The 16,120-nt window shown below is 47.5% G+C and carries 1 protein-coding gene; it reads left to right on the top strand.

Going from position 1 to position 16,120, the window contains the following annotated elements:
• The first annotated feature begins 25 nt into the window (after positions 1-25).
• Positions 26-16,117, top strand: a complete 16,092-nt coding sequence (gene bamB / locus RUW00_RS03280; protein ID WP_315956489.1) for a bacillomycin D non-ribosomal peptide synthetase BamB — start codon at positions 26-28, stop codon at positions 16,115-16,117.
• Positions 16,118-16,120: the final 3 nt, after the last annotated feature.

Here is a 16,120-nt window from a genome sequence, read left to right as displayed (position 1 = left end):
AAATTATATAAAATGAGGTGCTCCAATGTCGGTATTTAAAAACCAAGAAACGTACTGGGAAAACCTGTTTGATGAAGAAGACGGCCTAAGCGCATTCCCTTACTTTAAAGCAGCGGATAAAGCATCGTTGGCCCGTACCGGCTACCAGGAAAAATGCATCTGCCGTTCCTTATCTCCGGAAGTATCTCAAAGAATCATGACAATGGCGAATCATTCCGATATGGCGGCCTATCTGATTTTATTGGCGGGTATTGAATGCTTGTTATATAAATATACGGATCAAACGAGCCTGATTCTTGGCATTCCAACGGTATCGAAGCAAAAAGCCGGCCAGTCAGCCGTTAACAACATTGTCCTCTTAAAAAATACGCTTTCAAACGAGAGCACATTTAAAACCGTATTCGGGCAGCTGAAAGAAGCCGTTAATGATTCTCTGAAAAATCAAAACCTGCCGTTTAGAAAAATGGTCCGGCATCTGAGCGTGCAATACAATGACGAGCATATGCCTTTGATTCATACCGTCGTTTCGCTTAACGAAATTCATTCCTTGCAATTTAAAGAAGATACTGCAGCCGATACGCTGTTTCACTTTGATTTGGAGAACAACGGGATTCATTTGAAGCTTTTTTATAACGGCAATCTGTACGATGAGCGCTATATCAATCAAATTGTATCCCATTTGGATCAGCTGCTGTCTGTGATCCTGTTTCAGCCTCAAGCCGCGATCCATACGGCAGAGATCTTACCGGAAGCGGAAAAACAGAAGCTATTGTTTGATTTTAACGACACCGGCGCAGATTTCTCCGGGAACAGAACAGTCTATCAATTATTTGAAGAGCAGGCAGAAAGAACGCCTGAGCATGCGGCCGTCAAGTTTAAAAACGACCATTTGACGTACAGGGAACTGAATGAGAAGGCGAGCCGTTTGGCAAGAACATTGCGTAATTGCGGGGTTCAACCCGATACGTTAGTCGCCATTCTCGCTGATCGTTCTTTAGAGATGATCGTATCCATTATAGCCGTTTGGAAGGCAGGGGGCGCTTATGTGCCCCTGGACCCTGAATATCCAACAGAGCGGCTTCAATATTTGCTTCATGATGCGGATGCAGACGTTCTCCTTGTTCAGCATCATTTAAAAAACAGTCTCGCCTTTGACGGCCCGGTGATTGATTTGAATGATGAAACATCATACCATGCCGATTCCTCATTGTTATCACCAGTAGCGGGACACAGCCATTTAGCCTATGTCATTTATACGTCGGGTACAACAGGAAAGCCGAAAGGGGTCATGGTTGAACACGGCGGCATTGTAAACTCGCTTCAGTGGAAGAAGGCGTTTTTTAAGCATTCTCCGGCGGATCGCGTGCTTGTCTTGTACCCGTATGTTTTTGATGCGTTCATTTTAAATTTCTTCGGCCCGCTCATCTCGGGGGCAACTTTGCACCTTTTGCCTAATGAAGAGAATAAAGAAACTTTCGCCATTCAAAATGCCATAAAACAAGAAAGAATTACCCATTTCTCAACTTCTCCCCGTCTTCTGAAAACGATGATCGAACAGATGAACAGAGAGGATTTCATCCATGTTCAGCATGTTGTTGTAGGCGGTGAGCAGCTGGAAACAGATACAGTTGAGAAGCTGCATTCTCTGCAGCCTCGCATTCGGATCAATAATGAATACGGACCGACAGAAAACAGCGTGGTATCTACATTTCACCCTGTTCAGTCCGCTGATGAACAGATCACAATCGGCAGCCCGGTGGCCAACCATCAAGCTTATATTTTAGGAGCGCACCATCAAATCCAGCCGATCGGCGTACCGGGAGAGCTGTATGTCGGAGGAGCGGGAGTGGCCCGCGGCTACCTCAATCGGCCTGAATTGACAGAGGAAAAATTTGTGGAGCATCTGCATGTCCCTGGTCAAAAGATGTATAAAACGGGGGATCTCGCCAGATGGATGCCAGATGGACGGATTGAATATTTAGGGCGGATTGATCATCAAGTGAAAATTCGCGGCTACCGGATTGAGATCGGCGAGGTAGAGGCAGCCATGTTCAACCTGGAAAACGTTCGTGAAGCCGCAGTCGTCGCGCGGGAAGACGCAGACGGGGCCAAACAATTGTATGCCTATTATGTCGGCGAGGCTTCTTTGACCGCTGCGCAGTTCAGAGAAGACTTATCCCGGGAACTGCCGAATTATATGATTCCCTCCCGTTTTATCCCTTTGGAACGCATTCCGCTCACTTCCAATGGAAAGATTGATCTGAAAGCTTTGCCTGCTGCTGACGAAAATACGCGGACGGAAAACGAATACATACCCCCGCGGAACACAATAGAAGAACTGCTGGCGTCCATCTGGCAAGAAGTATTAGGAGCAGAACGTATAGGAATTCTGGATAATTTCTTTGATTTTGGCGGAGATTCGATTAAATCAATTCAGGTGTCATCCAGATTGTATCAAGCGGGATACAAGGTTGATATGAAGCATTTGTTTAAACACCCCTCGATTGCTGAACTTAGTCAGTTTGTAGCACCGGTCAGCAGAGTGGCTGATCAAGGAGAAGTGAATGGCGGAACCAAGCTGACCCCGATACAGCATTGGTTTTTTGAGCAAAAAATGCCACATGCACACCATTACAATCAGGCCGTCATGTTATATTCGGCGGAAGGCTTTCAAGAGGCTCCGCTTCGCCGGACGATGGAACGGATCGCGTCGCATCACGATGCCTTGAGGATGATCTTTGAAAAAACGCCGGATGGATACGCTCCGCGAATTACAGGAACAGATGAAAGTGAACTATACCATCTGGAAGTGATGAATTATAAAGGGGAAACCGAACCGGCTCAAGCGATTGCCGATAAAGCGAATGAGATTCAAAGCAGCATGGTATTAGACAAAGGGCCATTGATGAAGCTCGGTTTGTTCCAATGTCCGGACGGAGATCATTTGCTGATTGCAATTCATCATTTGCTGATTGACGGAGTATCCTGGCGTATTTTACTCGAAGATTTTGCAAGCGGTTATGAGCAGGCAGAACGCGGACAAACGATCCAGCTCCCGCAAAAAACAGACTCGTTTCCATTCTGGGCCGATCAATTGTCCAAATATGCGGCAAAAACCGATATGGAAGAGGAGATTGCGTATTGGACTGAGCTTTCAAGTATAAAGCCTCAGCCATTGCCTAAGGACACTATCAGCGAAGGATCGTTATTAAAAGACAGCGAAGAAGTGACGATTCAATGGACAAAAGAGGAAACGGAGCAATTATTAAAACATGCGAACCGCGCCTACAACACGGATATCAACGATCTGCTGCTGACTTCGTTAGGGCTGGCCGTTCACAAGTGGACAGGCACGGAAGACATTGTCGTGAATTTGGAAGGCCACGGGAGAGAACCGATTATTCCGGATGCTGACATTTCCCGCACGATAGGATGGTTCACAAGCCAGTACCCTGTCGTCCTGAGGATGGAAGCCGGAAAAAACCTGTCGCAGCGGATCAAGAACGTGAAAGAAGGGCTGCGCCGCATCCCTGATAAAGGAATGAATTACAGCATTATCAAATATATATCCGGGCATTCGGAAGCCGACAGCCTGCGGCTGAATCCGGAGATATCGTTTAACTATTTGGGACAATTTGACCAAGACCTGAAGCATCAGGCTTTACGCATCTCGCCTTTTTCCACAGGGTTATCAATGAACGAAAACCAAGAGAGAACGGCCGTGCTTGATTTGAACGGCATGATTGCCGAAGGGACATTATCACTGACACTGAGCTACAGCAGCAAACAATACGAAAGATCTACTATGGCGCAATTTGCCCGGGGGTTGAAAGAAAGTCTGCAAGAAGTCATTGCGCATTGCGTAAGCCGGCAGCAGACTTCTCTCACACCAAGTGACATCCTGTTAAAAGACATCTCAATCGACGAACTGGAACAGCTTTTGGAGCAGACGCGTGAATTAGGCGAAGCGGAAAATATTTATCCATTAACGCCGATGCAGAAGGGCATGCTGTTTCACAGCTTATTTGATCCGAATTCAGGTGCTTATTTTCAGCAAACGATGTTTGATCTGCATGGAGATCTGGAGATTGATTCATTTTCAAAAACCTTGGACGGCTTATCGCAAAAATATGACATTTTCCGCACGAATTTTTACAGAGGCTGGAAAGATCAGCCGCTCCAAATCATATTCAAAACGAAAAAAATCGGTTTTCAATTCAATGACTTACGAGAGATGAAGGAATCACAAAAAGAAGCGATGATTCAGGAATATGCCAGAGAAGATAAGATGCGGGGGTTCGACTTAGAAAAAGGCGCGTTAATGCGGTTATTCATCCTTCGTACGGATGAAAAGACATACCGTTTTATCTGGAGTTTCCACCATATTTTGATGGACGGCTGGTGCCTGCCGCTGATTACAAAAGAAATATTCGAGAATTACTTTGCCTTGCTTCAGCAAAAGCAGCCTGAACAATCATCAATTACTCCGTACAGTCAATATATTGAATGGCTCGGCCGGCAAGATGCGAAAGAGGCCACGGCTTATTGGGATCAGTACTTGGAGGGATATGAGGAGCAAACCGGCCTTCCTAAGGATCACCATGCAGCGGAAGACGGACGATACGTTCCTGAAAAAGTGACGTGTGACATAAGCTCCGATCTCACTTCGAAAATGAAGCGGACGGCAGGCAAGCATCATGTCACGCTGAACACGCTGCTGCAGACGGCATGGGCGGTTTTGCTGCAGAAATATAACCGAAGCCGGGACGTTGTGTTTGGAAGTGTTGTATCCGGAAGACCTGCTGGAATTCCAAACGTGGAAACCATGATTGGCTTATTCATTAACACCATTCCCGTCCGGTTCCGATGTGAAGCCGGGACAACGTTTGCCGGGCTTATGAAAGAGGCGCAGGAAAGGGCTGTAGCGTCTCAACAATTTGAGACGCACCCGCTGTACGATATTCAAGCGCGTACAACGCAAAAGCAAGATTTAATTACACATTTAATGATATTCGAAAATTATCCGGTTGATCAGCATATGGAAAGTATAGGCCGCCAAAACGGAACATCCATCACGATTTCCAACGTACAAATGGAAGAACAGACCAACTATGATTTTAATTTGACCGTTATACCGGGCGACGAGATGAACATCTCTTTTGAATACAATGCAAATGTGTATGATCGGGCAAGCATAGAGCGGGTTCGGGAACATTTCATGCAAATCCTGCATCAAGTCGTGACAGATGCGGATATCCGGGTGGATCAAGCGGAATTGTTAACGGAAGGCGAAAGAAAAAACCTTCTGCAGACGCTTAACGACACGGCCGCGCCGTTTCCGCAGACGCCGGTTCATCAATTATTTGAAGAGCAATCGCAGCGTACGCCCGATCAAGCAGCCGTCATTGATAAGGACAGGCAGCTCACGTACGGAGAGCTCAATAAGCGGGCCAACCGCCTGGCGCGAACGTTAAGAGCGAAAGGAGTGCAGGCGGATCAGCCTGTAGCCATCATCACAAGAAACAGCATCGAATCGGTGGTCGGAATCCTTGCCGTTTTAAAATCAGGCGGAGCCTATGTCCCTATAGATCCGGAATATCCGCAAGACCGCATCCGGTATATGCTGGATGACTCCCAAGCCGGAATCGTTTTAATGCAGCGGGACGTCAGGAAACAGCTTGCCTATGAAGGCGTCACGGTTTTACTTGATGATGAAAGTTCTTATCACCAAGATGGCTCTGACCTTGCTCCGATAAATAATGCGAGCCATTTGGCATATGTCATTTATACGTCAGGTTCCACAGGCCGGCCAAAAGGCGTACTAATCGAGCACCGAGGCTTGACCAATTATATTTGGTGGGCGAAAGAGGTTTATGTAAAAGGCGAGAAAGCCAACTTCCCATTGTATTCGTCAATTTCTTTTGATCTGACGGTGACTTCTATTTTCACGCCGCTTGTCACAGGCAATGCAATCATCGTCTATGACGGAGAGGATAAAACAGCTCTGCTTGAATCGATTGTGCGGGACCCAAGGGTGGATATCATTAAATTGACCCCGGCCCATTTGCAGGTTTTAAAGGAAATGAACATTGCCGATCAAACGGCTGTCCGAAGAATGATTGTGGGCGGGGAAAACTTAAGCACCCGGTTAGCCCGCAGCATTCACGAACAGTTCGAAGGCCGGATTGAAATATGCAATGAGTACGGACCGACGGAAACCGTTGTCGGCTGCATGATTTACCGTTATGATGCCGCAAAGGACAGGCGGGAATCGGTACCGATCGGAACCGCTGCGGCAAACACGAGCATTTACGTTCTAGATGAGAATATGAAACCCGCACCGATCGGTGTCCCGGGAGAAATCTATATCAGCGGCGCCGGTGTGGCAAGAGGATATTTGAACCGTCCCGAATTAACGGCGGAAAAATTTGTCGATGACCCGTTTGAACCCGGAGCGAAGATGTATAAGACCGGAGATTTGGCGAAGTGGCTGGCGGACGGAAACATTGAATATGCGGGCAGAATAGATGAACAAGTGAAAATCAGAGGCTATCGTATCGAATTAGGCGAGATCGAGGCGGCACTGCTTCAAGAAGAAGCGATCAAGGAAGCTGTCGTTACAGCCAGAGAGGACGTCCACGGATTTAAACAATTGTGTGCATATTACGTGAGCGGCGGGCAAACAACGGCAGCCCGGCTCCGGAAACAATTGTCTCAAACCCTTGCAAGTTATATGGTTCCGGCTTATTTTATCGAGCTTGATGAAATGCCTTTAACTTCTAACGGAAAAATAAACAAAAAAGGGCTGCCTGCTCCGGATTTCGAGCTGCAGGACAGAGCAGAGTATAAAGCTCCCCGAACAAAAGCGGAAGAAATATTAGTTTCTGCCTGGGAATCGGTATTAGGCGCTGAAAACGTCAGTATTCTTGATAATTTCTTTGACCTTGGCGGAGATTCCATTAAGTCCATTCAAGTATCCTCCAGATTAAATCAGCAAGGATACAAAATGGAAATCAAAGACTTGTTTCAATATGCAACAATTGCAGAATTGAGTCCGCATATCAAGCAGAATCTGCGTATAGCCGATCAAGGTGAGGTCAAAGGAAAAGTCAGCCTGACTCCTATTCAGCATTGGTTCTTTGATCACATAACGACAGATCAGCATTATTACAATCAAGCCGTCATGCTGCATGCGCCGGAAGGTTTTCAGGAAACGCAGCTTCGTCAAACCCTGCAAAAGCTTGCTGAACATCACGATGCGCTCCGCATGACGTTCCGGACTACAGAAAATGGCTGTGAGGCACAGAATGAAGAAATCGCCCAAAGCGGACTGTACCGCTTAGACGTCCTGAATCTGAAAGAAGATTCCGATCCGGGACGGACAATTGAAGCCAAAGCTGATGAGATACAAAGCAGTATGCGTTTAAGTGATGGGCCGTTAATGAAAGCCGGGTTGTTTCAATGCGCAAATGGAGATCATTTGCTCATTGCCATCCATCATTTGATTATAGACGGGATTTCATGGCGCATTTTACTGGAAGATATCGTTAGCGGCTACAAGCAAGCCGAGAACGGGCGAGTGATTCAACTGCCGCAAAAAACAGACTCTTTCCAATTATGGGCTAAGAGACTTTCAGAATATGCGCAAAGTGAAACCATAAAACAAGAACAGGAATATTGGACAAAGATCGAACAAACCGAAGTCAAACCGCTGCCTAAAGATTTTCATGAAACCCATACAACTGCAAAAGACAGTGAAACAGCAACTGTGGAATGGACGAAAGAGGAAACGGAGCTCTTATTAAAACAAGCGAATCGCGCTTATAACACGGAAATAAACGATTTGCTCTTAACTTCTCTGGGTCTTTCCATATCGCATTGGTCAGGACTGGAACAAATTCCGATTCATTTAGAGGGACACGGCCGAGAACAGATTATACAGGATATAGATATCTCCCGCACGGTCGGGTGGTTTACAAGTCTGTATCCGGTTGTGCTGCACGCGCAGCCGGGCAAAGAAATCTCTGATTATATCAAGACGACCAAAGAAGGATTGCGTCAAATTCCGCATAAAGGGATCGGATATGGAATAGTAAGGTACTTAAGCGGCGGAATGCCATCGAAACTCAATCCTGAGATCAGCTTTAACTACCTGGGACAGTTTGACCAAGATTTACAGCAGCATGGGGTTCAATTATCTTCTTATTCTTGCGGTTCAGACTCAAGCGGAAATCAAGAAAGACCGTATGTATTGAATATAAACGGAATGATCACCGAGGGCCGGCTGAAGCTTACGATCAGCTACAGCAGCAAACAGTACGCAAAAGAAACGATCATGCGGTTATCGGAAACGATTCAAAGCCGCATGCGGACCATCATTACGCATTGCGTTCATAAAGAACAATCGGAACTGACGCCAAGCGATATTTTGTTAAAAGGCATGTCCATTGACGAATTGGATCAGCTCCTCATTCAACTGCCGCATGCAGGTGAGGTTGAAAACGTGTATCCGCTCACTCCGATGCAGAAAGGAATGCTCTTCCACAGCCTGCTGGACGAGGCCTCAAGTTCTTATTTTGAACAAGCATCGTTCGATTTGCAGGGAGAGTTAAAGACTGATTGGTTTAAAGCAAGCCTTGAACGATTATTTGAAACATACGCCGTGCTCAGAACCCGTTTTTACAGCGGCTGGAACGATACTCCTTTACAAATTGTCTATAAAACGCAAACACCGCAAATTCATTTTGCAGATTTGCGTGACATAGAGGAGCACCTGCGCGAGGATGCAATCGCAGCCTATCAAAGAGAAGATAAGGCAAAAGGATTTGACTTGGCTCGGGATCGGCTGATGCGGATAGCGATTTTCCGTATGGAAGACCGCAAATATCATTTGATTTGGAGCTTCCATCATATTGTGATGGATGGCTGGTGCCTGTCTCTTATCACGAAGGAAGTGTTTGATCATTATAGCGCCTTACAGGAAGGCAGGGAACCAGAACCGTCATCGGCAGCTCCTTACAGCGACTATATCGAGTGGCTTGACCGCCAAGATCAGGGAGCGGCAAAGCGGTACTGGAGCGGGTATCTTGAAGGATATAAAGGTGAAACCACGCTTCTTCATAAAATAGAGCAGCATGAACAAAAAGAATACGCCTATGCCAATGTGATCTGCCGATTTAATCACGAACAGACAAAACAATTACAGCAGATCGCAAATCAGCATCAGGTTACATTAAATACATTGATCCAAACGTTATGGGGAGTTTTATTACAGAAATACAGCGGGTCCGCAGACGTTGTCTTCGGCAGTGTTGTGTCGGGAAGGCCGGCGGAAATTCCTGATGTGGAACAGATGATCGGCCTGTTCATCAATACCATTCCGGTTCGCATCCGCTGCGATGAAGACAGCACTTTTGCTGATACGATGCAAATGGTTCAACAAAACGCGCTGGCTTCCCAATCGTACGATACCTATCCTTTATACGAAATTCAGGCCCAAACGGAACAAAAGCAAAACTTAATTGATCATATCATGATCTTTGAAAATTATCCGATAGGGCAGCAAGTCGAAGAGGGTCATGATGCTGCGGATTTAAATATCGTGAATTTCCATATAGAAGAACATACTCATTACGATTTTAATGTAGTTGTCATCCCTGGCGAACAACTCACCATTCATTTTGATTTCAATCAAAATGAATATGGACAATCAGAGGCAGAGCGGATTCGCGGACATTTTGAACAGCTCATTCACCAAATTTTGCAGCAGCCGTCTGTCAAAATAGAAGAAATGGAACTTCTGACGCAGCAAGAAAAAGAACAGCTGCTCACTCCGCTTTCCGGGGGAACAGAGAAGCCTGAATATGAAACGATTCATACTATGTTTGAACGCCAGGCGGCACAAACGCCGCAAGAAATCGCAATTCAATACGAAGGGGCGGAGATTTCTTACAAAGAGCTGAACGAAACGGCCAATAAACTGGCGCGGATTCTCCGTAAGCGAGGTGTGAAGCGTCAGGAGCCGGTGGCTGTGATCGCCGGGCGTTCACCATCATTAGCGATTGCTGTTTTAGGCATTTTAAAAGCGGGCGGTGCCATTGTTCCGATTGATCCGAGCCATCCTGCCGAACGAATCCGCTATATCATTGAAAACAGCAGCTGCACTCATGTTGTGACAGAGAAAGACCGGTCAGTCCCCGAGGCAGCAACGCAGATTGTCACATTCATAGAAGAAGCGGAGACAGAACCGGACGGGAGCAATGTGCAGACGATAAACACGGCGGAGGATCTGCTTTACGTTATTTATACATCAGGAACGACGGGGAAACCGAAGGGTGTGCTGCTTGAACATAGAAATATGGCCAATTTGCTGTATGACCAATTTACAAACTCAGGCATCGATTTCAAAACCAATGTGCTTCAATACGCATCTCCGGCATTTGACGTCTGCTATCAAGAGCTGTTTTCAGCCCTGCTCAGCGGCGGCACACTCCACATCGTGCCTGAATCAATAAAGCGGGACGCGGCTCAGCTGTTTTCGTTTATTAATAAACATCAGACGGACATCGTCTTTTTCCCGACTGCTTTTGCCAAAATGCTTTTTAACGAAGAGAGCTATGCATATTCATTTCCGCGCTGTGTGAAGCATTTGATTACAGCAGGAGAACAATTGACAGTATCCCGTTTATTTCAGCAAGTGCTCCGCACACACGGCTTGCATTTGCACAATCATTACGGTCCGTCAGAAACTCATGTAGTGTCGACGTATACCATTCAACCGGGAGATGATATTCCTGAATATCCGCCGATCGGCAAACCGATATGCCATAACAATATGTATGTCATCAGCAAGAACAAACAGCTTCAGCCCTTGGGCATTGCGGGAGAACTGTATATTTCCGGAGCAAATACCGGGAGAGGCTATGTGAATAACCCGGCTTTAACGGGAGAGAAATTTTTGCCTGATCCGTTCAGAGAGGGAGCCGTTATGTACCGCACCGGAGATTTGGCAAGGCTGCGTGAGGACGGGCAAATCGAATACCTCGGCCGCATTGATGATCAGGCGAAAATAAGGGGCTACCGGATCGAACCGAAAGAAGTTGAGGTCATATTGGCCAATCACCCGGCGGTGAGAGAAGCAGCGGTCCTTATTCAAAAAAACGCTTTGGGTGAAAATGAATTGTGCGCGTACTGCAGCGTCTCAAAAGCGACTGATCCTTCAGCATTACGGAAAGATCTGGCCAAAAACCTTCCTGACTATATGATTCCCGTGAAATGGGCTTTTGTTGAATCGATTCCGCTCACGGCAAACGGAAAAGTCGACCGCAAAGCATTGCCAGAACCAGAAGGAGGCGTGCAAACGGGGGGCGAATACGTTGCTCCCCGTACAGCGGCGGAAGCGCAGCTGGCGCATATCTGGAAAGAGGTGCTTGGACTTCCGCGTATCGGCGTGAAAGACAACTTCTTCGACATCGGCGGTCACTCGCTGCGGGCAACGACTCTGACGGCGAAACTGCACAAAGAGATGGGGGGCAGCCTGCCGCTGCGGGAAGTGTTCCGATCGCCAACAATTGAAGAAATGGCAGAAACGATTACCGGAATGAAACACACAGCATATACATCGATCCCGACCGTTGAAGCAAAAGAATACTATGCCGTCTCCTCGGCGCAGAAACGGCTGTACATTTTGAATCAGCTGAAAGGCGGAGAACTGAGCTACAACATGCCGAGTGTCATGAGAGCCGATGGAGCTCTGGATCGGGAACTTGTCGAGAAGGCGATCCGCAAGCTGATTCAGCGCCATGAAACGCTGCGTACCGGCTTTGAACTGATAGATGGAGAACCGGTGCAGCGGATTTATGACGACGTCCCATTTGCAGTGGAATTCACTCAGGCGAAAGAAGAACAGGCGGAAGCCCTCGTTCATGGGTTTGTGCGGGCATTTGACTTGGAGAAAGCGCCGCTGCTGCGGGTAGGACTGATCGAGCTTGCAAAAGACCGCCATTTGCTGCTGTTTGACATGCATCATATCATTTCCGATGGCGTATCTATCAAGAATTTGATTGAAGAGTTCGTTTCATTATATGAAGGAAAAGAATTGCCGCCATTAAGGGTTCAGTATAAAGATTATGCGGCGTGGCAGCTGTCGGATATGCAAAGCGAACGGATGAAGAAACAGGAAGCGTACTGGCTGGATGTGTTCAGCGGAGAGGTTCCGGTGCTGGATATGCCAACCGACTACGGAAGACCGGCTGCGCGGAGCTTTGAAGGAGGACAAATCGAGTTTGTCATCGGACCGGAGTTGACGGAACAGCTGAAAGGCTTGGCGGTGAAGAGCGAAAGCACGCTGTACATGGTGCTGCTGGCTGCTTATACGACCATGCTGGCCAAATACAGCGGGCAAGAAGACATCGTAGTAGGCAGCCCGATTGCCGGAAGAACCCATTCGGATTTGGAAAGCTTAATCGGCATGTTCGTGGGCACACTGGCGATACGAACGAATCCGGTCGGGGAAAAAACATTCCGGGAATACGTGCAGGAAGTCAAAGAGCATACATTAAAAGCGTACGAAAACCAGGAGTATCCATTCGACGAACTGGTGGACAAGCTGAATGTGTCCCGGGATTTCAGCCGCCATCCGCTGTTTGACACGATGTTCATATGGCAAAACACAGAACGGGGAGAATTGAGCCTCGATGATGTGCGTTTTACCCCTTATCCGGACAACCATGCGATGGCGAAGTTCGACCTGACGTTCCAAGCAGCAGAAAATGAAGACGGAATTACAGGTATGATCAGTTACGCGGCAGCGCTGTACAAGCAGGAAACTGCGGAACGCATGGCAAAGCACTTTATCCAATTGATCGAGGCGATTGCGAATGATCCGAAGGCGCCGCTTTCATCGCTGGAGATGATCACCGCGAAGGAGAAAGAGCAGATTGTGGAGAGATGGGGTCAACCGGCGATAGACTGCCCAAGGGACAAAACAATTCACCAATTGTTCGAGGAGCAGGCGGAGCGCACGCCGGAACATACGGCCGCAGTTTACGAGAAAAGCCGATTCACATACCGTGAGCTGAATGAGCGGGCCAACCGCCTGGCGCGGATTTTAAGAAGCGAAGGCGTGCAGCCTGACCAGCCTGTGGGTATTCTGGCAGAACGTTCTCTGGAAATGATCGTGGGGATTATGGCGATCCTGAAAGCCGGGGGCGCGTATGTGCCGATGGATCCGGACAGCCCGCAGGAACGCATCCGCTATATTCTGGAGGATTCAGGAGCAAAGGTTCTGCTGGCACAGCCTCATTTACAAGATCGTGTATCCTTTGCCGGAGAGATTTTACTGCTGAATGACGAACGAATGAACAGCGGGGACGGCTCGAATCTGGTGACGGCAGCCGGACCGGATCACTTGGCGTATGTGATCTACACATCAGGCACAACCGGCAAGCCAAAAGGCACGCTGATTGAGCATCGCCAGGTCCTTCATTTGATGGAGGGGCTCCGCGGACAAGTGTACGGTGCTTATGATTCGGGATTGCGTGTGTCTCTGTTGGCACCGTACTATTTCGACGCATCGGTCAAGCAAATTTTCGCGGCACTGTTAGGGGGACATGCACTGTATATTGTCCCTAAAGCATCAGTATCAGACGGTTATGCCTTGTCAAACTATTATCGCACCCACCGCATTGACGTAACAGACGGAACACCGTCACATTTGCAATTGCTTATCGCTGCAGACAGCCTTCATGGGGTAACGATCCGGCACATGCTTATTGGAGGAGAGGCGCTCCCGCAGGCGACGGTGGCGCAATTGCTTGAATTGTTCGCTTCGAACGGGTCATCAATGCCGCTCATAACCAATGTATACGGTCCGACGGAAACCTGTGTGGATGCATCGGTCTTTCATATCGTACCGGAGATGTTGGCATCCGCTGACGACGGCGGTTACGTGCCGATCGGCAAACCGCTGGGCAACAACCGTGTGTATATTGTTGATTCCCATGATCGAATGCTGCCTATAGGTGTAAAGGGTGAGCTGTGCATCGCCGGAGACGGAGTAGGACGAGGGTATCTGAACTTGCCTGAATTAACGGGGGAAAAGTTTGTGGCCGATCCGTTTGTAATCGGAGAGCGGATGTATAAAACAGGCGATCTTGCCCGTTACCTGCCGGATGGAAACATTGAATATGCCGGAAGAAAGGATCATCAGGTCAAAATTCGCGGTTACCGGATCGAACTTGGCGAGGTGGAAGCCGCTCTTCTCAACATCGAGCATGTACAAGAAGCGGTGATCCTGGCCAGAGAAAATGCAGAGGGGCAAAGCGATTTGTATGCCTATTTTACAGGGGAGAAGTCACTGCCGATCAATCAGCTTAAAGAAAAACTCTCCGATCAAATACCAGGCTACATGGTTCCTTCATACTTGATGCAACTGGAGCAAATGCCGTTAACCTCCAATGGAAAAGTGAATCGCAGCGCGTTACCGCTGCCTGAAGCAGGCTTGCAGACCGGGATTGACTATGTTGCTCCAAGGACAAAACCGGAAGAGCAGCTGGTTCACATCTGGAAAGAAGTATTGAAGGTAGAACAAGTCGGCGTCAAAGATAACTTTTTCGATCTCGGCGGGCATTCGTTACGGGGGATGACGCTCGTTACCAAGATCCATAAGCAATTCGACAAAAGCATTTCATTGAGAGAAGTGTTTCAATACCCGACGATTGAAGAAATGGCGAGGGTCATTGCAGGCGCGGAAACCAGCGGACCGGATGAAATCCCTGTTGCAGAAGCCAAAGATGTTTATCCTGTATCTTCTGTACAAAAGATGGTTTACCTGTCTACACAAATTGAAGGCGGAGAACTAAGTTACAACATGCCGGGGATTTTGACATTGGAAGGCAGGATCGACATGAATCGTTTACAATCTGCGTTCCAAAGTCTGATCCAGCGCCATGAATCGCTACAAACCGGATTTGAAATGGTCCGCGGAGAGCTGGTGCAGGTGATCAAGCCGCAGGCGGATTTCTCTATAGAAAGGTACAAAGCAGCTGATGAGCAGGTCGAGGAGCTGTTCCGCAATTTCGTGCGGCCTTTCGATCTCAGTCAGGCTCCGTTGCTTCGGGCCGGACTCATCGAATTAGAACAGGACAGACATGTTTTCATGTTTGACATGCATCATATCATTTCAGACGGCGCTTCTATGAATATTTTTGTTGAAGAACTGATTCAATTGTATGACGGCAAAGAATTAACCCCGCTCCGGATTCAATACAAAGATTACACTGTATGGCAGCAGCAGGCGGAGCAGAGGGAACGCATCAAAAGGCAGGAGAACTATTGGCTGAACGTATTTCATGAGGAACTCCCGCCATTTGAGCTGCCGAAAGATTTTGCCAGACCGCGAATTCGAAGCTTTGAAGGCAAGCGATACAATTTCGCTCTCGATGAGACCGTGGTCCAGGGGATAAAACAGATGGAAGAATTGACCGGATCGACCGCTTACATGATCTTGCTGTCAGCCTATAACATACTGCTGGCCAAATACAGCGGTCAGGAAGATATCGTCGTCGGTACGCCTATTGCGGGAAGAATGCATGAAGATTTACAGCATATTATCGGGATGTTTGTGAATACGCTGGCCATCCGTACGGCCCCGGCTGGAGAAAAGACCTTTATGGACTATGTAACGGAAACAAAAGAAACGATGCTGAAAGCTTATGAAAATCAAGAATATCCTTTTGAAGAATTAGTTGAGAAATTGGGAGTGAAACGGGACTTAAGCCGTAGTCCGTTATTCGATACGATGTTTGTTCTGCAAAATACGGAACAAACGGATATCGAATTGGACTCTCTCGCGGTGAGACCATATGAACAAACAAATACGGCGGCCAAATTTGATTTGCAGCTGACCTTCGTGATGAATCCGCACGAGATACAAGGAAGCTTTGAGTACTGCACGAAGCTGTTCAAACAGAAAACCATCGCTACGCTGAGCAAGGATTACGCCATGATTCTGTCGGCGATCATAAAAGACCCATCGATTCCTTTAAAAGAAATTCAATTAAGTGAGAAAGTAAACAAAAGTGAACACTTTGCAAGCGAAATCGAATTGAATTTCTAAAAA

Origin of the sequence: Bacillus sp. IS1 (assembly GCF_032461585.1) — a bacterium.
Taxonomy (GTDB): domain Bacteria; phylum Bacillota; class Bacilli; order Bacillales; family Bacillaceae; genus Bacillus; species Bacillus velezensis.
Note: the sequence above shows the minus strand (reverse complement) of the source record. Positions and strands in the feature narration are given on the sequence as shown.